Source organism: Psychrobacillus sp. OK032 (assembly GCF_900111345.1).
GTDB lineage: Bacteria > Bacillota > Bacilli > Bacillales_A > Planococcaceae > Psychrobacillus.
In genome coordinates this window covers 82,501-105,359 of the sequence record NZ_FOGY01000006.1, presented here as the reverse complement: position 1 = coordinate 105,359, position 22,859 = coordinate 82,501, and the positions used below count along the sequence as shown (strand labels likewise).

General features: G+C 37.9%; 25 protein-coding genes and 1 riboswitch. Of the genes, 14 read left to right on the top strand and 11 right to left on the bottom strand.

All coding sequences use genetic code 11. The annotated features are described in order from the left end of the window. Positions 1–19: 19 nt before the first annotated feature. Entirely contained in the window at positions 20–676 is a 657-nt protein-coding gene (locus BMZ04_RS12910; RefSeq protein ID WP_093271134.1) for a LytR/AlgR family response regulator transcription factor, read from the top strand. A 308-nt stretch (positions 677–984) separates the two neighbouring features. Here the strand turns inward: BMZ04_RS12910 and yiaA are convergent, their stop codons facing one another. Both yiaA and BMZ04_RS12900 read right to left on the bottom strand, forming a co-directional pair. Then, on the bottom strand, positions 985–1,455 hold the full coding sequence (gene yiaA / locus BMZ04_RS12905) for an inner membrane protein YiaA (RefSeq protein ID WP_093271130.1): 471 nt from the start codon (positions 1,453–1,455) through the stop codon (positions 985–987). A 331-nt stretch (positions 1,456–1,786) separates the two neighbouring features. Then, on the bottom strand, positions 1,787–2,674 hold the full coding sequence (locus BMZ04_RS12900; protein ID WP_177184434.1) for a DMT family transporter: 888 nt from the start codon (positions 2,672–2,674) through the stop codon (positions 1,787–1,789). Positions 2,675–2,770: 96 nt separating this feature from the next. Between BMZ04_RS12900 and BMZ04_RS12895 the strand changes: the two genes are divergently transcribed. Then, entirely contained in the window at positions 2,771–3,001 is a 231-nt protein-coding gene (locus BMZ04_RS12895) for an excisionase family DNA-binding protein (RefSeq protein ID WP_093271126.1), read from the top strand. Between the two features lie 222 nt (positions 3,002–3,223). Here the strand turns inward: BMZ04_RS12895 and BMZ04_RS12890 are convergent, their stop codons facing one another. Further along, complete coding sequence (locus BMZ04_RS12890; RefSeq protein ID WP_093271121.1) at positions 3,224–4,210, bottom strand: homoserine dehydrogenase; 987 nt, start codon at positions 4,208–4,210, stop codon at positions 3,224–3,226. 79 nt (positions 4,211–4,289) lie between these two features. After that, a complete protein-coding gene (locus BMZ04_RS12885) occupies positions 4,290–5,582 on the bottom strand; it encodes an O-acetylhomoserine aminocarboxypropyltransferase/cysteine synthase family protein (RefSeq protein ID WP_093271118.1) in 1,293 nt (430 codons plus the stop codon). Between the two features lie 118 nt (positions 5,583–5,700). Then, a riboswitch (SAM riboswitch) is annotated at positions 5,701–5,817 on the bottom strand. 141 nt (positions 5,818–5,958) lie between these two features. On the opposite strand from BMZ04_RS12885, the gene BMZ04_RS12880 reads away from it, so the two are divergent. Both BMZ04_RS12880 and BMZ04_RS12875 read left to right on the top strand, forming a co-directional pair. Then, positions 5,959–6,600: a glycerol-3-phosphate acyltransferase gene (locus tag BMZ04_RS12880; RefSeq protein ID WP_093271113.1), complete on the top strand. Its 642-nt coding sequence runs from the start codon at positions 5,959–5,961 to the stop codon at positions 6,598–6,600. A 19-nt stretch (positions 6,601–6,619) separates the two neighbouring features. Continuing rightward, a complete protein-coding gene (locus BMZ04_RS12875; RefSeq protein ID WP_093271108.1) occupies positions 6,620–7,207 on the top strand; it encodes a YdcF family protein in 588 nt (195 codons plus the stop codon). A 26-nt stretch (positions 7,208–7,233) separates the two neighbouring features. Here the strand turns inward: BMZ04_RS12875 and BMZ04_RS12870 are convergent, their stop codons facing one another. The 3 genes from BMZ04_RS12870 to BMZ04_RS12860 are packed head-to-tail and all read right to left on the bottom strand — an operon-like array spanning position 7,234 to position 9,338. Next, entirely contained in the window at positions 7,234–8,052 is an 819-nt protein-coding gene (locus BMZ04_RS12870) for an SDR family NAD(P)-dependent oxidoreductase (RefSeq protein WP_093271104.1), read from the bottom strand. A gap of 16 nt (positions 8,053–8,068) precedes the next feature. Then, entirely contained in the window at positions 8,069–8,737 is a 669-nt protein-coding gene (locus BMZ04_RS12865; RefSeq protein ID WP_093271100.1) for a GDSL-type esterase/lipase family protein, read from the bottom strand. Position 8,738: 1 nt separating this feature from the next. Then, positions 8,739–9,338 (bottom strand): TetR/AcrR family transcriptional regulator, encoded by a 600-nt coding sequence (locus BMZ04_RS12860; protein ID WP_093271096.1) that lies wholly within the window; start codon positions 9,336–9,338, stop codon positions 8,739–8,741. A 376-nt stretch (positions 9,339–9,714) separates the two neighbouring features. On the opposite strand from BMZ04_RS12860, the gene BMZ04_RS12855 reads away from it, so the two are divergent. The 3 genes from BMZ04_RS12855 to BMZ04_RS12845 are packed head-to-tail and all read left to right on the top strand — an operon-like array spanning position 9,715 to position 12,216. After that, the gene (locus BMZ04_RS12855) at positions 9,715–10,470 is read left to right on the top strand and encodes an IclR family transcriptional regulator (protein WP_093271092.1); all 756 of its coding nucleotides are present in this window, start codon (positions 9,715–9,717) and stop codon (positions 10,468–10,470) included. Between the two features lie 17 nt (positions 10,471–10,487). Continuing rightward, the gene (locus tag BMZ04_RS12850; RefSeq protein ID WP_093271088.1) at positions 10,488–11,030 is read left to right on the top strand and encodes an NADPH-dependent FMN reductase; all 543 of its coding nucleotides are present in this window, start codon (positions 10,488–10,490) and stop codon (positions 11,028–11,030) included. Positions 11,031–11,085: 55 nt separating this feature from the next. Next, on the top strand, positions 11,086–12,216 hold the full coding sequence (locus BMZ04_RS12845) for an NADH-dependent flavin oxidoreductase (RefSeq protein WP_093271083.1): 1,131 nt from the start codon (positions 11,086–11,088) through the stop codon (positions 12,214–12,216). A 77-nt stretch (positions 12,217–12,293) separates the two neighbouring features. On the opposite strand, the gene BMZ04_RS12840 is transcribed toward BMZ04_RS12845, so the two are convergent. Continuing rightward, on the bottom strand, positions 12,294–13,049 hold the full coding sequence (locus BMZ04_RS12840; protein ID WP_093271079.1) for a DUF2087 domain-containing protein: 756 nt from the start codon (positions 13,047–13,049) through the stop codon (positions 12,294–12,296). A gap of 165 nt (positions 13,050–13,214) precedes the next feature. Between BMZ04_RS12840 and BMZ04_RS12835 the strand changes: the two genes are divergently transcribed. From BMZ04_RS12835 to BMZ04_RS12820, 4 genes are all read left to right on the top strand, one after another. Next, entirely contained in the window at positions 13,215–14,912 is a 1,698-nt protein-coding gene (locus BMZ04_RS12835) for a M3 family oligoendopeptidase (protein WP_093271074.1), read from the top strand. 19 nt (positions 14,913–14,931) lie between these two features. Continuing rightward, positions 14,932–15,345, top strand: a complete 414-nt coding sequence (locus BMZ04_RS12830) for an RDD family protein (RefSeq protein ID WP_093271070.1) — start codon at positions 14,932–14,934, stop codon at positions 15,343–15,345. Positions 15,346–15,616: 271 nt separating this feature from the next. Continuing rightward, a complete protein-coding gene (pepT, locus tag BMZ04_RS12825) occupies positions 15,617–16,843 on the top strand; it encodes a peptidase T (RefSeq protein WP_093271066.1) in 1,227 nt (408 codons plus the stop codon). Positions 16,844–16,855: 12 nt separating this feature from the next. Beyond that, positions 16,856–17,821, top strand: coding sequence for a DMT family transporter (locus BMZ04_RS12820; protein WP_093271063.1), 966 nt, complete (start codon positions 16,856–16,858; stop codon positions 17,819–17,821). A gap of 117 nt (positions 17,822–17,938) precedes the next feature. Here BMZ04_RS12820 and BMZ04_RS12815 read toward each other — a convergent pair whose 3' ends face one another. Together BMZ04_RS12815 and BMZ04_RS12810 are read right to left on the bottom strand one after the other, a co-directional pair. Further along, the gene (locus BMZ04_RS12815) at positions 17,939–18,277 is read right to left on the bottom strand and encodes a DUF6054 family protein (protein WP_093271059.1); all 339 of its coding nucleotides are present in this window, start codon (positions 18,275–18,277) and stop codon (positions 17,939–17,941) included. A gap of 376 nt (positions 18,278–18,653) precedes the next feature. Beyond that, entirely contained in the window at positions 18,654–19,847 is a 1,194-nt protein-coding gene (locus tag BMZ04_RS12810) for an NAD(P)-dependent malic enzyme (RefSeq protein WP_093271055.1), read from the bottom strand. A 1,010-nt stretch (positions 19,848–20,857) separates the two neighbouring features. Between BMZ04_RS12810 and BMZ04_RS12805 the strand changes: the two genes are divergently transcribed. The 3 genes from BMZ04_RS12805 (at position 20,858) to BMZ04_RS12795 (ending at position 22,135) form a co-directional block, all read left to right on the top strand. Next, the gene (locus BMZ04_RS12805) at positions 20,858–21,550 is read left to right on the top strand and encodes a hypothetical protein (RefSeq protein ID WP_255367911.1); all 693 of its coding nucleotides are present in this window, start codon (positions 20,858–20,860) and stop codon (positions 21,548–21,550) included. Positions 21,551–21,627: 77 nt separating this feature from the next. Next, positions 21,628–21,936, top strand: coding sequence for a DUF3243 domain-containing protein (locus tag BMZ04_RS12800; protein ID WP_369802667.1), 309 nt, complete (start codon positions 21,628–21,630; stop codon positions 21,934–21,936). Then, entirely contained in the window at positions 21,926–22,135 is a 210-nt protein-coding gene (locus BMZ04_RS12795; protein ID WP_093271042.1) for a hypothetical protein, read from the top strand. Before BMZ04_RS12800 ends, BMZ04_RS12795 begins: the two co-directional genes overlap by 11 nt. A gap of 37 nt (positions 22,136–22,172) precedes the next feature. On the opposite strand, the gene BMZ04_RS12790 is transcribed toward BMZ04_RS12795, so the two are convergent. Then, positions 22,173–22,712, bottom strand: coding sequence for a biotin transporter BioY (locus BMZ04_RS12790; RefSeq protein WP_093271037.1), 540 nt, complete (start codon positions 22,710–22,712; stop codon positions 22,173–22,175). Positions 22,713–22,859: the final 147 nt, after the last annotated feature.

Sequence of the window (22,859 nt, the reverse complement as noted above, 5' to 3'; positions counted from 1 at the left end):
TTATACTGGAGGGAAATGGATGGAAGTATCGAAGGAGCAATTAAAGAAATATACGGGATTATTGGAAGATTGGATCCCAAAAGGAGCTTCAATCGCTATCGCAGTGAGGGGAGAGTACATTTATTATGTTGCAGGGAGTCAAGATTTACAGCTTCAAAAAGGACAGAAAGTAAAGGAAGGAAGCATCGCGGAAATAGCTATGCAGACCTGTTGTAGAACAGAGGGGATAGTGGAAGATGCGATTATTAACGTACCTTATAATGGTATCGCCTATCCAATCGATATTTTAGGAGAAACTGGGGCGCTAGTTGTAATATTGCCTCCAAAACATTCGGTAGTCCAACAAGCCCCCTATCGTTTTTTAACCGGTAAACAAGAAGAAGAATGGCGACCAATACCAATCGAAAAAGTTGCATATATGGAAAGCCTACAGAAAAAAACGTGGTTTTATGCGAATAAAGAACCTTACAAAACGAATATTCCATTGAAAGAATTACAACAACGACTACCCGAATCATTTTTACGTATTCATCGATCCTATATTGTAAATGTTTCATTTATTGATAGAATCATACGAGATTTTTCATCTAACCTCCTTGTATTACTCCACGACGGGACTGAACTTCCCGTAAGTCAGACGTATACGGCAGATGTTCGAAGTGCTTTAGGTTTTTGAATGCGAAAAGAGCTGTCTCAGCTGGAGATAGCTCTTTATTACTTTATTCAGCTAAACTTTACTGTTAATTTCCGTGCGCGGTTAGCTTGGGTTCCAAGTATAACCATTGCACAGTTGTTTTACAACGAAAACTAAACAGAAAGCAAGCATGCAATGCCCAACCATCACTCAGTTGTAAAACTGGATACTGAATAATAAAAAGCGCAAGTTTTGATCGCTGTTTCTTCCAAAACTTACACTTTCCGCTAAGCGTCAAGCAGCAAAAGTTAAGGAGTAATTTTTTATCATCTACTTTTGGTGGTCCGTACTCAATCTACTTCTCTTGCTTTCTGCGTATCTCTGACATTTTTCTGAACTGTTATTGCTGCAAATATACTAAGAACAAAAGCCATACCATAAAACCCTTTTTCGCTTAAAACAATACTTCCTGCATTGTATAAACCGATGCCCATTAATAAAATAGATATAATTAGCGCAACCCAGCTAATACCATAGTAAATATTTGTAACTGGTATCCCCTCTTCTTTATCTCGTACTGCTTTTTGTAGAGATACAGATGCATAGAGTCCAAATATTAAAATTGCAAAGTAATAGCCTTTTTCATTCAGTTCCATAGCTGCATTGAACAAACCTATGAGATAAGCAGAGATACCTATTAACAGTGCTGCCAAGGAAGCTCCTTTAAAAGCTATAGTAGGTTCACCATCTTTTCTCTCCATTTTCATTATTGGGCCATTTTGTTTTTCCTTATCAAATAAGCCTTCATTATCATTAGCCATTGAATGTTTCCCTCCTCTTTAGACAATCATATCCAAACGACTATTAATCAGCAATGTTTTTTAAACAGTCCATCTTTTCTAATGATAGTTGCAAGTATCATTACTATTCCGTTTCGCACATAAAAATCCTCTTTGAGAACACTAAAGAAAACCAAAAATAATCGTGTAAAAAAGTGAGTAAAGGCAAAAATATTTTAGAATAAGGTCTAGTACTACACTCCACATAGAGGGAAGTATTGGTTTTATTCATTGGACATGAGCCATCTCTGCCTGTAACGTAAATCCAATAAATGAATTAAAAATATCAAAAACAGTTATACTAAGTCATTTATCAACTATTAACAGTTATTTGCTTCGCTGGTCTACTACTAATTGTCAGCACAACGATACTGCCAAGCAATAACAAAATACCGATCCAAGAAGTTACACTAAGTATTTCTCCAACGATAAATACACCTAACAAAGCAGCTGTTGTGGGTTCTGCTAGAGACAGCGTTAATGCAGATGAAGAGGGAATCTTATGTAGTCCTCTCCCATATAACACATACGCTACACTCGTCGTTGCAAGTCCTAAGTAAAAGATAATTCCTACATTTCCTGTACTCTGTAGCCAACTAACATCATATAAAAACCAAAACGGTGACAATAACAAAGCACTAACAGAAAAAGTCATTGCGACAACAGGAATGGCTTCTTCTTTTTGAAGGAGCGATTTACTCGAAAGTGTATATATTGCAAACCCTAGTCCAGCAATAAGTGAATATATGACACCAACCGGATTGATTGTAATTTGTCCTTTATTAATAAATAAAAAGATACATCCTAGTAGCGCGAAAGCTGTCGATATTCCCCAAATTTTTGACGGTCTTAACTTTAGAAACACCCACTCGATCAACCCCGAAAATACAGGAGCGCTTCCTATCGCTACTACACTCGCAATTGCTACTCCCGTTAATTTAACAGATGAAAAAAACAGTAGCTGAAACAAGGATATGCATACTGCCGCATGGATTGTCTCTTTCCATGGCCAACTTGTAAACTTTATTTTCTTTAAAAGAATCATAGCAATTAATAATGAAAAACCACCGACCGCTGAACGTCCTGCGCTAATAACAAAAGGATGTGCACTTTCCGGTAAAAATGTTTGTGCCGTCCCCGTTGTCCCCCATAAAACAGCTCCAAGTAATACGAATATATATGGTATTACAGACAAACCCATCGCCCCTCCTGAAAATTCTCTTTTCACTTTCGATATAGCACATATTGAGATAGTAACTATCGTATCTTATACTTATATAGATAGGAGGCATTCCCCATGTATATGACAGTAGAAGAAACTTCGAATTATTTATCTATGCCTATTGAACAAGTGAAACGTTATATAGCTGAAAAAAAGATTCGTGCAATCTTCGATGGAGAAGATTATTACGTTAATAGTGCTCAATTCCAAACACATTTGGAGCAAGTAGAAGAGTTAAAACGCCAAATTGACGAATGGCGAAACACGCCCATTCCAGATGATATTGATGTAAAAGACGAGGATTAGTATGTAAATGCATATTAAAAATGACTTCGACACAAATTGTCGAAGTCATTTTTTTGTGCTTTAGGAAATAATAAAACGCAAGCTCGTCGCAAACAAAATCGCTTGTGGTGGCTGAGGAGCTGCCTCCTGGGCCCGCACGATGCGGGTCATGCAGTAGTTGCGACACGATGTCGCGAACTACGACTGTATTCCTCTGACATAGGCGCTTGCGCTTTTGTTCTTTTAAATAGTAATAAAAAATCCTGCTCGCTTACCTATAATTTCCGCGTAGTCTTCTACCATGACACTCGCAGTTGGGTACATTCCCGCTCCCGGTCCTACTAATGTCAGTGTACCGATATAATTTGTATCTAGTGATACAGCGTTATTTACTCCCTCTATCGCATATAAAGGATGATCTGGGCCAACTAATTGTGGTCCAACCGATGCAAATAGTTCTCCATTTTCGTCTTGTTCAATTTCTGCGACATGGCGATAACGGAGCCCTTCTTGTTTCGCTTTTCTTACATCCTCTAGGGAAATCTCGTTAATCCCCACTACTTCTACATCATTCCAGTTTGGCTGTTTCCCAAAAGCGAGCGCACTTAAAATCATTAATTTACGGAAGGCGTCTTGACCTGAGACATCATTATATGGATCTGCTTCTGCATAACCTAGGAGCTGAGCCTCATTCAATGCATCTTCAAACTGGCATTCATCTAAACGCATTTGCGTTAAAATGTAATTCGATGTACCATTTAATATCCCCTGAATTTTCTTCACTGAATTGACTTGAAGCAAATTCTTCAATGTTTTAATAACAGGGACTCCACCAGCAGTCGTCGCTTCATACCCGACGAATACACCGCGTGATTTTGCGCGTTCTTGTAGTGGAATGCTGTATTTCGAGAACATCACTTTATTTGCCGTAATGACGTGACATCCTTTATCAATCGCGCGACATAAATAGCCATACGCCGGTTCTTCATTGACAATAGCTTCAAAAACTACTTGAAGACCTGGGATGTTAATAATGTCTTCAAAGTCATCTGTCACTAGTACACCAGGCGTTTCTATTCTTTCTTTTGTTAGGTTATTGACAAGAATAGCGCTAATTTCAATATCCAATCCTAGCGATTTTTTTAAGTCTTCTTTTTTTTCATTGACAATATGATATATCCCTTGGCCGACTGTTCCGAAACCTAAGATTGCTGCTTTTATTTTCGCCATACTTTCTCCTCCAACTAAATCTGCACAATTGAGCTTTTAACATATTGTAGACTATTTTCACCCAATTAACAACAAAATTCTATCTAGAGAGGACATTTGTTTTTTCTACGAGTACTTTTTCTAAAGCATTTTGTAAATCCTCTACTGCCTCTAACCCAACAGACAAGCGAATTAGATCCTCTGTTACCCCAGTTTTTAATAAGTCTTCTGGTGTTAATTGTTGATGCGTTGTAGATGCTGGGTGAATAATTAATGATTTTGCATCACCTACATTAGCTACATGCGACCAAATCTCTATATTATCGATAATGCGACGGCCTGCTTCTCTACCGCCTTTAACGCCAAAGTTCAAGATAGAACCGAAGCCATTTTGTAAATATTTTTTCGCCAATTCATGAGACGGATGATCTTCCAACCCTAAATAGTTCACCCATTCCACGCCTTCATGGTTTACTAAAAATTCAGCAATTTTTTGTGCATTTTCATTGTGTTTAGGTACTCGAAGATGTAGCGTTTCTAAACCTTGTAAGAATGAAAAAGCGGCTTCTGGACTTAACGTAGGACCAAAATCACGTAGAAGCTGGACACGTAATTTAATCGCAAATGCAACGTTTGGTACATCAATTCCATATCGTAGACCGTGATAGGTTACGTCCGGCTCTGTATACCCAGGGAATTTATCTGAGTTCCAGTCGAAGTTTCCTCCGTCTACCACGATTCCACCGATTGTCGTTCCATGTCCGCCAATCCATTTCGTTGCGGAATGGATAACAACATGAGCACCATGTTTAATCGGGTTCGTTCCATACGGAGTAGCGAATGTGTTATCTATTAATAGCGGAACGCCTACTTCATTTGCAATTGCTGCTACCTTTTCTATATCTAATATATTTAAGCTTGGGTTTCCGATAGTTTCCGCAAAGAATCCTTTTGTTTTATCCGTCACTGCAGCACGGAAGTTTTCTGGATTGGTAGAGTCAACAAATTTTACCGTAATGCCGTAACGAGGCAATGTATGTGCGAATAAATTAAATGTACCACCATATAAGTTTTCTGCTGCAATAATTTCGTCCCCTGCTCCTGCAATATTCAAAATCGAAAACGCAATGGCTGCCATACCTGAAGATACCGCAACTGCCGCTGTTCCACCTTCAAGAAGAGCTACTCGTTGTTCGAAGACATCAACAGTCGGGTTCATAATTCGAGAGTAAATATTACCCGTTTCTTTTAATGCAAAAAGATTTTGTGCATGCTCTGTATCACGAAATACGTAAGAAGTCGTTTTGTGAATAGGTACTGCTCGTGAACCTGTTACTGGATCTGGCTGTTGACCACCGTGCAAAAGAACTGTTTCTTTTTGAAGATTTGTCAATTTGAATTCCTCCTAATAAATAGTTTAGATGGACGCATTGGAAACGAAAGAGAGATCCTTAGGACAAACAAAAACCCCACTTCGATTAAGAAGAGGGGTGCAGTTTCGCATGTTCCTCCTCTTATCTTCCAAATTCGAGTAACCGAATTTGTAGGAATTAGCACCTTTCCAAGTTTAGAACTCGGTGGTTGCCGGGCATCGCAGGGCCTAGTCCCTCCGCCACTCTTGATAAGAGTATTAGATTTAGTTTTCCATCTTGATATAAAGTATAAGATTCTATGAATCTATTCGTCAAGTGTTTTTCTTAAAAATTCTGAAACTTCTCGGGTTAGTTTACGTTTAATGTATTGTAGTTATTTGATAGAGAGGTGATATGATGACAGTTTGGATTTTGACTATATTGCTCATTAGCTATTTAATCGGAGCAATCCACGGTTCGAAAGTCGCGCAGGTTTTTAGTGGTGTCAATATTAAAAAAGAAGGGCTTAAAAACTCTGGTGCTTCAAATGCAGCAATTGTTTTAGGTATGAAATATGGCATACTAGTTGCTGTAATCGATATTTTAAAAGGTGTGCTCGTTATTGTTAGCGTTCGCTTTAGTATCCAGCAATACGGGAACTTTTCTGCTATAGAACAGGATTTATTACTTTATTTGGCTGGAGCCGCTGTTATCTTAGGGCATAATTTCCCGATTTACACTGGATTTAAAGGTGGGAAAGGGACTGCTTCGATTATCGGCATTCTTTTTGCTATTTATTGGCCTATTGGACTTATTGGATTTTTATTATTAGTAGGTACGACTTTATTAACGGACTTTTTATTGATAGGTGTATTTGTATTTTATGTAGCTTTTATTGTAGCTTCTATTTGGTTTGCCAAGGGTATTGGACCTATTGCCGTTGCGGGGTTTTTATTCGTCATGGCGCTTATTTTACATATCGAAAATTTTCGCCGTCTAGCGCGTAAGGAAGAACCAAGAATATCGGCATTTTTAAAGAAAAAGAAAACTTCTGTCTAAAATGAAATGAGTGAGTTGTATGAAGAAAAAAATGAGGTGGATTGTGCTTATTCCTTTAGTAATCATTGCAACCGGTGGATTCAGCGCGTGGATCGTCACGACTAAATGGTTGGAGGAAGGACTTGAACCGAAAGCAAATGGATCCAATGAATACGCCATCGTGCTCGGTGCAAAAGTGAACAAAGGGAATGTCCCTTCACTTTCATTGCAATATCGTTTAGAAGCGGCACTCGCGTATGCTGTAGAAAATCCTCATGTGAAGCTCGTCGTATCTGGTGGACAAGGTCCCGATGAAGATATAGAGGAAGCGCTAGTAATGAAGAACTTTCTTTTAGATAACGGGATAGCAGAGGAACGGATTATTGTAGAAAGCCGGTCAACTTCTACTTATGAAAACTTGTTATTTTCGCAAGAGTTGTTGCCGGACGGTGTTGATTCTGTAACGATTATTACGAGTGATTACCATTTGCATCGTGCAAAAAAGCTTGCTCTGAAGCTGGGTTGGGATACGGATGTTGTGGCTGCCGAAACGCCGGAAGTGGTGGCGGGAAAAGTGCGATTGCGGGAACGGGCTGCGCTTTTAAAGACTTATATTGTAGGGAAATAACTCCGAGATACTCGGAGTTATTTTGTCTAAGAAATTCGTGCTTTTCTGCCTTCCCTACAAACGAATTTCATAAGAAAACGGTGGGCTGTAGGAACCAGTGTGAAAAAGATGTCCATCGTTCTACGCAATGGCATTGGACAAATAATGGGTTTGTTTTTATGAACGCCATCCAAAGCAATTTTAGCTAGTTTTTCTGGGGACATCAGCTTTTGCCTTTCTAATTGTTTGGACATAGCGGCTTTGTCAATATTGATTGCCTTGGCACTAGCAAAAATAGGTGTATCAACAAATGTTGGACAAAGCGTGCTCACTTTTATCCCATATTCTTCTGCTTCAAAATGTAGAGAATTAGTCAAGCCTACAATAGCATGTTTGGTTGTCGAGTAAGCAGTAGTAAGAGGGGATGGTCCAAGCCCAGCAGCTGATGCTGTATTGACGAGATGACCGAAGCCTTGCTCTTTCATGATACGATATCCAACCTGTGTTCCATTGATCACTCCCCACAAATTGACGTTCACAATTTCCTTCCAGTCTTCCATCTTCATATCGTATAACTCTCCATACATTGTAATACCCGCATTGTTAAATAGATAATCTAATCGCCCAAATTCTTTGTACGTATATTCAATTACACTCTCCACGCTTTTATAATCGGTAACATCCATATGCTCATACCTAGCATTTGGCCCCGTTTCGTTAAGTTGAAGCTCCACAGTTTTTCCCTCTTTTTCATTTATATCTGCAATAATTACAAATACATCTTGGGACACGAGTTCTTTGCATAATGCCCTACCTATTCCCGAAGCACCGCCTGTTACAATAGCAATCTTTTTGTAGTCTTCCATACGAACCCCCAATTTTTTATAACTGATTTATGTTTGTTGCATATACGTCCGCTACGATTTGTGCACCCGTACTATTTAAATGAATTCCATCTAATGTAAGGTGTAACCCTCTTTTCTTTGATAACTTGTCAATTTTAGTAGGTTTCTTATAGAAGAAAACATCCAGCATGACTCTCATCGGATTTGTGCTAATGTAATCTGAACTATTTACTTTGACTAAGTGCTCCTTAAATACTGCTTGTATATTCACATAATCTACACTCTTCTTTTTACTAATGGATTCGATTAGTGAGGCAAATTCATTCGTTTCTTGATTGGGAGAGTTCTGAAGGTCTTCGCCAACTATTGATGGCGATACGGTAACTACCTTTCTTGATGAAGCAATTATCATATCTAAAATTTGCTGATAAACCTCTTTAAACTCTTCATGGCTATTTACCACTGGCTGTGCTTGAATACTTAAGAGTTTAGAATAGACATCATTGACACCGATCCAAAGGAATATCAAATCATAATCAGTGGCTAGCTTCGTTTTTGTTAACCGTACATGCAAGCTTTTTACTGTTTCCCCTGGTTTCCCAAGATTGACTAACGTGACAGTTGGATACCTTTCTTTTAATATGTGAAAGAAAGAAACGCCAGGTCTACCATCTGTTAGACTGTCACCAATGAACCCAATTTTCATATCAATCCCCCCTTTTTTTAATCGAAGCTAAAAAGATAGTAATCGCCTGTTTAAAAAGTGGCTCTAACGTACTTAAATCTTGGGTGGTGTTCGTAAGTTGGCATAAGCCACCTAGCCATGTTCCTAATAGTGCAGTCCACTCCTCAACATTTCCTTCTTTAAACTCTCCATGTTCAACCCCTTCTTGAAAAATGGAACGGTAAGAATCCATTGGTATTACTGCTAACTCAAATAATTTCTTCACGGATTCTGGGCTTGATTTTGGATCAGATGCTAACTCCTGCCCTGCTTTTAATAGTGGTGTCTGATAATTGTATAAAACATGCATAGCCATTCCATACCATTTCTCTGTAGCAGTTGAAAAAGACGGTTCCTTTTCCAACCATTTTGCAAACCATTCACGCATTGATTTTTGTGCTAATAGAACAAAAAGCTTTTCTTTATTTTCAAAATGATAATAAATATGTCCCTTGCTATAACCAGAGGCTTTTGAAATATCCTCTACGGATGTTTGAGTATATCCCTTTTCAGAAAATAACAGAAATGCATTTTCCATTATTACTTGTCTTGCTTTATCGCTATCATAACGTCTTTTATTCAATATATTAGAAGCTCCTTCTTACATTTGAACGGTCGTTCTAATTTAATTATAAATTATTAACAGAGAAATTGAAACACTTTTATGATAATTCTAAAAATTGACGGTATGATTAAAATATATCCCTTTAAAATGTTTCCCCCACTGTTATTACATTTGGTATATTATTTGTACTACGCCTACTAATGGGTATTGTAGAAGTTCCAGTTCAATCATAGTTAGAAGTAAGAAAAGCGAGAGGCTGGTCGTGACCAACCACAACCAACCTCTCTTTTCTTTTAGAATCTAGACACTGAGTTTCAAATAATGAAACTCAGTCTTTTTATTTTGAGTCTTAAAGATAGAGCATTTATACTTTGGGAAGACTGAGGTGAGCAAAATGGCAAAGAATGAAGTTTCGACACTAAAAAAAGGACTTCGGGTTTTAGAATTGGTAAAGAATCATCAAGGCATTACTTTAAGAGAAGTGATGGACGAACATGACCTAAGTAAATCTACTGCGTTTCGTTTATTAACAACGTTAGAAGAAATGGGTTATATATATAAAATTCATACTCAGTATTTTATTAATCACAAAATGTTTTGTGAGAGTTTTGAAAAACGTTCCGCAATGGATTGGGCAACGTTACGTTCCATTTATCAAGTTGCTAAAAATTTACAGATGAGTACATATATAGGCAAAGTTGACGGTACGGACTTAGTCATGACACAAATATTACATGCCCCATTTCACGCGTCAGCAGACACGGAAATTGGAAATCGTTCAAAACTACATCAATCCGCCTTAGGTAAAGTAATACTAGCCAATTTAGCTGAAGAACCATTAGCGTCTTTACTTGAAAAAATGTCACTTGAACGTGCCACGAAAAATACGTTTCAAGACTCACAGCTATTTCGCTATCATCTAAAAGCAATACGTGAAGATGGCTTTGCTTTTGATGATGAGGAACGGATCATTGGTATTCGTTGTATAGCCGTTCCTGTGTTTCGTAATCAAGAAGTGATTGCCGCATTAGCAATTGCAGCACCTGCTGAACAAATTTCTCGAAGCAATATAAAACAGATTGTTTCAAAGCTCAATACAGGAAGCAAAGCCATTACTAAGGAAATAGAAACTCTAGTCAACATTCATTAAACTTTGGAGGAATTCACATGAAAGTAGTAGCAATCGTAGGAAGTATTCGAAAAGATTCATATAATTTACAACTGGCAAAGCATGTACAAAAACGCTATGCTAGCCAATTTGAGTTAGAAATTTTAGATTTATCTACTTTACCTATGTACAACCAAGATATCGAATTAGATGCACCAAACGAAGTCCTTGATTTTAAAGCAAAAGTTAAAGGAGCGGATGCAGTTCTTTGGGTAACGCCCGAATACAATTCAACTATTCCGGGTGTATTAGGAAATGCGATCGACTGGTTGAGCCGAGTGGAAAAAGTAATGAACGGTAAACCTTCTATTATTATGGGCTCATCAATGGGTATTTTAGGATCAGTTAAAGCACAAATGCATTTACGAGATATACTTTTTGCGAGTGGCTTAAACTCACCATTATTACCAATGAATGAAGTATATGTAGGTGCAGTACATGAGAAGTTTGATGCAGAAGGTAACTTAACAGACGAATCGACTATCGATTTCTTAGACTCTGTCATTTCAAACTTCCAGGAATGGATGAAACAATTCGTATAAAAATAGTACATCTCTTCTCTTACATGAAGAGGTGTTTTTTTAAAAGGAGATTACAATGAAAACCAACTATCAAAAACTATTTCAAGACTATACTTTTAAAAGTGGTGTCTATGTGAAAAATCGTCTCATGATGGCTCCGATGACAACCTTTTCCGCTGATGAGAACGACTATGTATCACAAGAAGAACTTGATTATTACAAAGAGCGTGCAAATGGGGTCGGTACAATTATAACGGCATGTGCATATGTTTCAAAAAGTGGAAAAGGATTCGATGGTCAAATGGGCATAGATCATGACGGAACGATTAAAGGGCTAGCTCAATTGGTAGAGGGTATTCATTCTGGTGGAGCGAAAGGTGTTGTTCAACTTTATCATGGTGGTCGTTTAGCTGTCCCGAGACTTATTCCAAATGAAGAAACAGTTAGTGCTAGCTCCATTGCCCCTCTTGAAGATCGTGGATTTTATAGTATTACTCAGGCTCCAAGAGCGCTAACGACGGAAGAAGTATATGGAATTATTACTGATTTTGGGGAAGCAACACGTCGGGCTATTGAAGCAGGATTTGATGGTGTGGAGTTACACGGAGCAAGTGGATATTTAATCCAACAATTCGTCTCCCCGCACTCTAACCATAGAACAGATGAATTTCAAAATCCAAGTCTATTCTCTTTAAAATTAATCAACGAAGTAAAAAAGGTAATTGAAGAATATGCAACAAAACCATTTTTAATCGGCTATCGTTTTTCACCAGAAGAGCCAGAAACACCTGGAATTACAATGAAAGAAACCTTTTCATTAATCGATGAATTAATCCAAGCAGATATCGATTATCTTCATATTGCAACAACAGACGCTTGGGCAAAACCACGTAGAGGTATCGTAAGTGATAAATCACGTACGGAGTGCATTGCTGAATATATTAATAAACGTATACCACTAATTGGTGTAGGGAGTGTTCATACGCCTGGTGATGCAGCACTTATACTAGAAAAAGGCGCAACAGACTTTGTGGCAATTGGACGAGCACTAATTGTTGATCCACACTGGGTTGAAAAAGCAGAAAAAAACGAAGCGGATACCATCTCTCTTCAATTAACAAAAAATGATCAGCGTCAGGCTGTTATTCCAACTCCTTTATGGAAATTAATTTTAGAAATTGAAGGTTGGTTTCCTGTTGAGCGATAAGTGAATTTGTTTATGCGGAAAAGTAGCCTAATAAGCTACTTTTTCTGCATTCTTTTTCAGTTTAACAATCCTGTTTATTAATTTTTTACCCAATATCCACTACCGTCATCTTTGCGATCTAAAAATCCATATTCGATTAAATAACGTCTTAAAGTGACGAAGTCTGCATATACATTTTTGAGTACTTCGTTTATTTCTTTTTCGCTGTACACTTTCTCTAGTTCAAAACGTTTAACGATGACGCGCAGTGTTGCTAGCTTTTGCTTTTCTTTTTTCGGGAATTTTATTAGTGGTCCATCTGTACCTTCCGGGAAAAATTTCTTTTCCACATCTTGTTGTTCTTCTTCCGTCATATTGTATCTGTCGTCTACCATTGTTGCATTTTTATGAAGAGGTAAGAATGACGGTGCATGGTCGTCTTTTTCCTTCAAGAGTTCCATCATTGTTAAGAAAATTTTCGCTTGGCGTTCTTTTTCTTTTAGAACGAAGCGATGATTTCTTATCGTGGAACTGCTACCTATATTTAATCCGGCTTGAATTTCCGTATCACTTTTCCCTTCATAAAATAATCGAAGTAAGCTATTTTGATGATCGGTTAGTCCTGTCAGTTTTTTGTTTAGGCTGATTAGGTAATGAAACATGGATCCATGCTCTTGTTCTATATGTAGCTTCATAAATCGTTCTGCTTCCAATAGAACCGCTTGATGTGGATAAATAATACCCTTTTCTACTTTTTCACCGCAGACTAAACATATAAAAGTTTCTTTTTCTTCCACATATCCTGCTTTCAATTGTTCTATGTCAGCGTTCCAGAATAACTCCGAAATATCCATTTCAACAAACACATCCGTTCATTGTTTATTATTTTATAAACATAATATAATAATGTCTATAAATTATCAAGTTGTCATTATATAGTTGCAATATATCAGAAAATAATGAACAATAAAAAGGAAAACGTTTCGGATTTCGAAGAAGCGACCGGGAGGAGAATAGCATTGGTTACATTTAAAGACTACGAATACAATAGACCAAATTTAGAAGAAGACAAGGTAAAGTTTAGCGAAGCTTTAACAAAATTTAAGCAAGCTTCTACTATGGAAGAGCAAAGTCTAGCAATAGGAGAACTAAACAAATTGCGCAACGACTTTTCGACACAAGCAAACTTGGTGTACATTCGGGCATCGATTGATACAAACGATGAATATTATCAAAAAGAACGGGATTATTTTGATGAAATCAGTCCTGAGGTAGATGAACTTGTCACGGAATACTATAAAGCGCTTGTAGCTTCTCCATTTCGAAATGAATTAGAAGAAAAATGGGGAAGTCAGCTTTTTGATCTAGCAGACTTTCAAATTAAAGCATTTTCTTCCGAAGTCATTTCTCTTATGCAAAAGGAAAACAAACTGGCTTCGGATTATTCTAAGTTAGTTGCTTCAGCACAAGTAGAATTTAACGGAGAAACATTAACACTTGCACAGCTTGGACCTTACTCAGAATCAACCGACCGTGATGTACGCAAGAAAGCTACAGAAGCAAGATTCGGTTTCTTTCAAGAACATGAAGCAAAATTTGATGATATTTATGATCAACTCGTAAAAGTTCGTCATGAGATTGCAACGAAATTGGGCTATAAAAACTTCGTCGAACTTGGATATGTTCGTATGAATCGCATCGACTATAATGCAGAAATGGTGAAAAAGTTCCGCGATCAAGTGCGTGATTTCATCGTTCCTCTAGCAACTAAGTTATATGATCGCCAAGCGAAACGTATTGGCGTTGATCAAATGAAGTATTTCGATGAGTCACTAAATTTCTTAACAGGTAACGCAACTCCACAAGGTTCACCAGAATGGATTGTGGAAAATGGGAAGAAAATGTATGACGAGCTTTCACCTGAAACAGCTGAGTTTTTCCAATTTATGATCGATCGGGATTTGATGGATTTAGTTGCGAAGAAAGGAAAAGAATCTGGAGGATATTGTACGTTTATCGATGACTACGAGTCCCCATTCATTTTCTCCAATTTTAACGGTACGTCCGGTGATATCGACGTGTTAACGCATGAAGCAGGTCACGCTTTCCAAGTGTACACGAGTCGCAATATTGGGATTCCAGAATACATTTGGCCAACATTTGAGTCTTGTGAAATTCACTCGATGAGTATGGAATTTTTCACATGGCCTTGGATGGAATTATTTTTTAAAGAACAAACGGATAAATATAAATTTGCACATTTGAGCAGTGGACTCCTGTTCTTGCCTTATGGAGTTGCAGTCGATGAATTCCAACACGCTGTTTATGAAAATCCAGAAATGACACCAGCAGAAAGAAAAGCTGCTTGGAAAAAAATTGAGGAAATTTATTTACCGCACCGTGATTATGATGGAAATAGTTATTTAGAAGCCGGAGCTTTTTGGCAACGTCAAGGACATATTTACGCGAGCCCATTTTATTATATTGACTACACATTAGCACAAATTTGTGCGTTCCAATTTTGGAAGCGTTCAAGAGAAGATCACAAAGCTGCTTGGAAAGATTATTTACACTTATGCCAATTAGGCGGTTCGAAATCTTTCACTAAATTAGTAGAGGAAGCGAATTTAATCTCCCCATTTGAAGAAGGTTGTGTGGAATCCGTTGTAGGCACGATTGAAACGTATTTAAATAGTGTGGATGACTCTGCTTTATAATAATTGATTAAGGAGTGTAATGTTGAATCCAGCTGGTTTTTGGGCACGACTTGGTGCAAGCCTTCTAGATAGTTTGATTATTGGGATTCCATTAGCTATCATTAGCTACCTTATTGTCGGTGATTGGGAAGACACACCGATTACTAGCTTTGGTAATATGTTATATTCATTAATTGTTCCTGTTTTATGGTACGGGTATACTGTTGGAAAGAAAATGTTGGGTATCAGAATTGTAAAAGTAGATGGTTCAAAACTCGGTTATGGTGCAATGATTTTACGAGTTATTGTTAGTGGTCTTGTATATATTTTCACGCTAGGAATTGCTCTAATTGTCAGTGCGTTTATGGTAGGTATACGTGAAGATAAGCGAGCAATTCACGATTTCATCGCTGGAACATATGTAACATACGATCCACCGGAAGAAAAAGAATAGTTTTTTGAAGTAAAGGCTACCGAAAGTTCATCTTTTCGGTAGCCTTTTTATGTGGGAATTAAGTTAGTTATAATAATGGGGGATTTAGTCGGAAGCAGAAGGAGTTAGTTGTAATTCTTGAAGGTTTAGTTGTAAAAAACACTATTTAAGTTGTAATTGTATTTTTATGGATTAATTATTACGGGTGTCTGACACCAGTAATAATTCCGCAAGTTGAAAGAATCTGTTAAAATGGGTGTATACGTTTTAATTTGAAAGGGGAGTTTTTCTCATGAAAGAAACATTAATCGAGCGTCTATCTCGTTATGCAAAAATAGACACACAATCGGACGCAGCTAGTACGACTTGCCCGTCGACGGAAGGTCAATGGGATTTACTCCATGTATTAGAGAAAGAGCTTGCGGAAATTGGTTTAGAAGAAATCACATTAGATGAAAATGGGTATTTGTTTGCCACATTGCCAGCTAATACAGATAAAGACCTTCCAACAATCGGGTTTTTAGCACATGTTGATACGGCAACAGACTACACGGGGAAAAACGTTAACCCACAGCGTATTGATAACTACGATGGAAAAGACATCAAGTTAAATGCATCGACAGTGATGGCTGTGAAGGATTTTCCTGAGCTTACAAACTATGTTGGGCACACACTTCTTACTACAGACGGCACGACACTTTTAGGTGCAGATGATAAAGCGGGTATCGCGATTATTATGACAGCGATGGAGTATTTCGTTCAAAACCCAGACGTGAAACACGGAAAAATTCGCGTAGCATTTAATCCTGATGAGGAAATCGGTCGTGGACCACATAAATTTGACGTGGAAAAATTCGGTGCAAAGTTCGCTTATACAATGGATGGAGGTCCACTTGGTGAATTGCAATACGAAAGCTTCAATGCTGCTGGAGCACGAGTAATTACGAATGGCACAAGCGTACATCCTGGTTCTGCCAAAGACAAAATGGTGAACTCGATTACCATCGCAACAAAATTCCAATCACATATGCCAGTAGATGCTGTTCCTGAAAAAACAGAGGACTACGAAGGATTTATCCACTTAATGAATTTCAATGGAGATGTGGAAAAAACAGAGCTCGGCTATATTATCCGCGATCATGACCGTGAAAAATTCGAAGCGAAAAAGCAATTGTTCCTAGATACCGCGGAAAAAATCAAAGCAGAATACGGAGAAGCTTCTATTTCTGTTGAACTAGAAGACCAATACTACAATATGGGTGAAAAAATTACTCCTGTGATGGAAATTGTAGATATAGCAAGAGATGTAATGGTTGCTCAAAACATTGAACCACTTATTATTCCAGTTCGCGGTGGTACAGATGGTTCTCAACTTTCTTATATGGGTATGCCGACACCTAACATATTTACTGGTGGTGAAAACTATCATGGTAAATATGAATATGTTTCCTTAGACGTTATGGAAAAAGCAACGGAAGTTGTAAAAGGCATTATTCAAGCTTTTGAAAAACAAGCATAAGTAGGTGAGTTCATGCGGGAAATATTGTTAGGGATTCTTGCCTCATTATTTTTTGCGGTGACGTTCATTCTTAATCGTTCGATGGAAGTATCGGGTGGAAGCTGGCTTTGGAGCTCTTCCCTCCGCTTCTTCTTTATGCTCCCTTTTCTTTTTCTCATTGTTTCTTATCGAAAAGGGTTATCCCAAACATTTCATGAACTTAAATCTGCTCCTGCTCCGTGGCTTATATGGAGTTTTGTTGGCTTCGTATTATTTTACGCACCACTCACATTTGCAGCCGGCTATGGACCAGGATGGCTAATCTCCGGAATGTGGCAGTTTACAATTGTCGCTGGTGTTTTACTTGCACCATTTTTTTCGGTGAAAATAAAAGATCGAATGATCAAACAAAAAATTCCATTCATTTCACTATTAATCTCACTCGTCATTTTAATAGGTATTATTCTTATTCAAATTCCAAATACAAATTCCCTTTCGATGAGCGCTGTTTTTCTTGGTATATTACCTGTAATCGTGGCTGCATTTGCCTATCCACTAGGAAACCGGAAAATGATGGGGCATTTAAACGGCAAACTGGATACATTTCAACGAGTGCTTGGGATGACGGTTGCTTCCCTTCCGGCTTGGATTATTTTTATAATAATCGCATTATTCACAGTTGGACTCCCTTCTATGAATCAAGTTGTTCAATCATTAATAGTAGCTGTTAGTTCTGGTGTTATCGCTACTACGTTGTTTTTTATGGCAACGGATCGCGTCCGTAATCATCAAGGAAAGCTTGCTGCTGTTGAAGCGACCCAGTCTACTGAAATACTATTCGTGATTGCCGGGGAAATGATCATTCTCCATATTCCGTTACCTGAACCGATTGCTTTAATTGGACTTGGTATTATTATTTTAGGTATGTTTTTACACAGCTACTATACGAAGGTTTTAAATATGAGAGCAACTATACTAAATCCAAAGAAAGTAGCATAAAAAGTTCAATGGGCTATACCAGTTTGACTTGGTATAGCCCATTTTTATTGCCTGTTGCATGCGCATGCGGTTTTATCATGTACAGGTTTATTTTCCCCGAAAACTAGTAAAGGTTACTTATACGATGTATCCTCCCAGGGCTTTTTCAACACTATTTACAAAATTGCCTCCTGCTCCCCAATCAAAGCGAAAAATAGCACCTGATCCTGCTCCCGAAGAGGCAGCATGCACTTTTGTTTTGTTTTCTAAATTATCAATCGTAATAGTTAATGAAGCACGATTACTTGTGCGCATATAATACTTCTCTAGTACGCACACCACCACTTGATGTTCGCCTACTACTCGCTCGTACACATCTATAATCGTGCCTGAAATACTTCCTTGCACGATATGTTGTTGCAAAACATCTAGAGCAGCTTTTGGAGCCAACGAAACGTAAAAATCGCGTATATCCATTAGAATTCCCCCATTTCCTCTTATACTTGTTTTTACGTTTGAATGAGGAAATAGTTTCTATGAAAAAGGGAAAGAAAAAAACGTTCGATAGAGGTGTTTTCTCTAGGAACGTTTTTTATATTACGCTTATTTCAACGCAGGTTGAAATAAGGTCGAAACTCCAGAATGAATAGCTGCTTCACTTACTGCCCTCGCAACGGCGTCTACAACCTGTTCATTAAACGCATCTGGAATAATATAATCCTCTCTTATCCCATGCTCTTCAAGAAGAGATACAATTACACGGAAACCACTAGTCCCGTATTTTCGTAAAAGAAACGAATATTGTTATTTTTATCAAATATTTCCCATTTTAGTTATAAAAAATTTCTTATGCTTATCCCAACGCAGGTTGAAATAAAGTCGAAACTCCTGATTGGATAGCTGCTTCACTTACTGCCTTTGCAACAGCGTCTACAACCTGTTCATTAAACGCATCTGGAATAATATAATCCTCTCTAATTTCATGCTCCTCAATAAGAGAGGCAATTGCATGGACAGCCGCTAGTTTCATGTCTTCATTAATATCAGTTGCTCTTACGTCTAGTGCCCCTCTAAAAATACCTGGGAATGCTAGCACATTATTTACTTGGTTTGGATGATCAGAGCGACCAGTTGCAATAACTTTTACTCCCCATTCTTTCGCTAAATCATATGCCAACTCAGGGTTTGGATTCGCCAAAGCAAATATAATTGGATCATTATTCATGGAATCAATCATATCTTTTGTTAAAAGATTAGCTACAGAAACACCTATAAATACGTCAGAACCTTCCATTGCATCTTGTAAAGATCCTTTTATATTATGCGGATTCGTACTACTTGCAATCATTGCTTTTACCGAGTTCATTCCTTCTTCTCGACCTTCATAAATAATTCCCGTAGAATCGCACATAATAATTTCACGGTAGCCTAGTAGTTGCAATATACGTAAAATAGCCATTCCTGCTGCACCCGCACCGTTAATCACTACTTTCAGTGCTGGTATTTGTTTATTTACAAGCTTCACTGCATTTTGAAGTCCAGCAGCAACTACAATCGCTGTTCCATGCTGATCATCGTGAAATACTGGGATATTTAGCTCTGCACGAAGACGATCTTCTATTTCAAAACAACGTGGTGCAGATATATCTTCTAAGTTAATCGCACCAAACGTTGGGCTTAAAGCTTTTACAATTTGGACAATTTCATCAACATTTTTTGTATCAAGACAAATTGGAAAGGCATCGACATTCGCAAATCTTTTTAAAAGTATCGCTTTCCCTTCCATTACTGGTAAAGCAGCTTCAGGGCCAATATCCCCGAGTCCTAGAACGGCTGTACCATCCGTTACTACTCCGACGAGATTGCCTTTTGCTGTGTATTCATAAATAGCGGAGGGGTCATTTTTTATCTCTATACAAGGTTCTGCTACCCCTGGAGAATAGGCTAAACTTAAATCCTCCATACTTTCCATTGGTACCTTTGCTACTAACTCCAACTTACCTTTACTCTCCCGATGTAAATCCAATGCACGTGTTCTCAAATCCATCTTCTCACTCACCCATCCTCTAGATTTATCAAAATGCTCCCCTTACCTATAATGAAAATCAGATGCGCACATCCAACAGACTCTATATTCTGAAAATTATAGAGGGTGTATATTTTAATGTCAATGCTAAAGCCTTAGTGAAATTGTTCACAAATATTTTCCTATGTTTATATTTATATGTAAAATTATTCAAAAATAATTTTACATAATGAAAAAATAAGGTTATCCCATGTAAAGTATCGTTCACGCAGTATAGAGATACTGCGTCACAGAAACCACCGAACTAGCAACTAGCGCATCTGCTTTGTCCAGGTTTGTCGTGTTCAGCGGGCGTTTGTGGCTTTCGAGATAGGCTTTGTCGTGTTCGAAGGTTAGTTTGTCGCGTTCACAGCATGTTATGTCTCGTTCAACCATTTATTGGATTTTATCTTCATCAAGTATTCCATAAGTTGGACTTCAAATCAGTGACGATAATTTGCTTGCGGTATTTTTTGTGGATTGTAGCGAAGGGCGGCGACTCCTGCGGAGGCTAACAGGATGTTGGTCACGAAGGCGTTGCCACACGATGTGGCGCTCTTAGCCTTTGTTCCTCTGTGAGACAGATGAGACATCACAACGTACGCGAGAGCTGTGGTGATGACTCATCGCTCACCCCGCGGAAAGCGTCCGCCTGAAGCGAAAATCATAGCGGACATTTAATCGAGCTTTTTAATGCGCATTATTCCTATTGCGTGAACGATCTTTTATATTGTTTAAAGAAAGCTATCTATATAATATTAATTTTTTATTTCCTAAGACAAAAAAAAATCGGCAACCATTTTTGGTCACCGATACGTATATATGCACTAACTTAACTTGAGGGGGGTTAAGTGTGCGAAAGCCAGCTTCAATTTTGGAGAAAAGTCGCTGGTAAGAATCTTCTCACATTAAGAGTAAGTTTCTATGTGGCAATGATAATCATTTTCATTTAAAAAGTCAACTGTTTTGATAAAATTCTGTATAATACATATATGACTACTTTATCGAATGATCAAATCAAACAATTGAATAATTATAGTGTGTATTTAGAGCCTGTTGGAACTCCTCTTTTCCATGCTAAAAACGTGAACAGTGCACTTTCGGTGATTAAGTTAATCTCTGATGCTCCTACTGATCCAATTGCAGCTTCTTTTTTCATGCGTAGAGTTGGTATGTTCATTTCTATGCAGTTTTATATGATGACAATGTACGATGAAATTTGGGATGGACCATTAGAAGATTTAACGTTTTTTTCAACAACCGAGTATGGAAATAAAACAATCAGCACATATATACGAGAAGAACATTTTCGCGAGATAAGCGAAAATCGTGCCGAAGACGTACAACTTATTTGGGAGCAACAATGCTATCCCATTATTCAACAATTGCGTGCAAAATGCAGTGTTTCACCACTCACACTATGGGAAAACGTCTTTGGTTATTTACTATGGCATTATTACGTTTTTTTCGATAATGAAGTAATTGTAGACCAAGCAAAGCATGATTGGGCCCTCATGCAGGATAAAGGTATTTGGACTACTTTTACTTCAAAATCTTTTTTATCCAACTATTTGAAAGGGAAAATTCCGGCACAATTAATCAATAGCCCCGTTCGCACAACATGTTGTTTTTCAAAAGATATCCCAGGATTGCAAAAATGCGGTTTTTGTCCACTTTATCCCTAAAATATGTATGCATGATTGCTTCTTCTCTGGACATAACTATAAATGATTCTAAGAGAAGGGAGTGTATGTGAATGGCGATGAATATTGATGACCGTCTTGACGCTAAGCTAAATAGTATTAATACGGAAGAAAAAGAAGAAATCCTCAAAAACTTTACTACCTTTAAATCATATTTAGCTGGTAAAGTTGCCGCTGGTGAAAAAATGGGACTAAGCGAAGAAGTACTAGCCAAAGCTACTGAGAAGGTAGCAGGTTACCTTGCAAACCATGAGGAACCACGAAATCGTGAAGAGCATCTTTTACAACAACTTTGGAAAAGTGGAGACAAGGAGCAACAGCACGCTCTTAGTCATATGCTTTTGAACCTTGTAAAAAATGAAGGATAAAGTCCGCAAAGATGCACAAGGACGTTTTCTTGATAATCCTGATGGTGTGCGAACAACAAAGGAAAGCTTGTTCGACATGCATGAAGACATGCAAACTGTAGATGCCATATCAGTAGAAGATCTCAACATCCAAGTACAGGATGAGCAATACCACCACCACACAAAAAATCGTTCTTTAAGTGAAGAACGATACCCCTAAAATATAAACTTGCCTGAATCCCCTCAGGCAAGTTATTTTATATTAGTTTTGCTGTTACTAAGCGTTTTCTTATAAGAACCCCTATAATAGCAGCAACAATTGCTTTTACTAAATCCGGTAAAATAAAGGGGAGCATTCCACCTTTAAGCGCACCATTCCAAGGGAGATCCGCTACAAACTTTAACCAAACCGTACCGAGAGCCAAAATTATAAATACAGCCAACATATTCGCTATGATTGCCTGTACTTTTGTATGCCCAAAACTCTCTAAATACCAACCAACGAATAACGTAGCGGGAATAATTGCTACTATATATCCACCAGTTGGACCTAACACGATTCCGAATCCACCTTTCATTCCTGCAAACACAGGGATACCAATTATTCCCATCAAGACATAAACAGAGACTGCGAGTGTACCATATTTTGCTCCGAGAATCGTTGCTGTCAGCATAACGGCTATCGTCATTAGCGTAAAAGGTATTGGTGGAATATTAATGATTATCTGCGCGGCAACAGCTATAATTGCAGCGAATAATGCAGCTACAATCATCATTTTTAAACGGTTATTTCTCATTTAGTTTTCCCCTTCGCACAATGAGTTAACTTCGTTTTTTTACCTAGTTAACTAAAATTCATCATAATAAAAATGCATCTTCCAGTCAATATAAAAAAATAGAGCTCCCGTGGGAACTCTAATTATTTACCACATTTTAATAAAAAA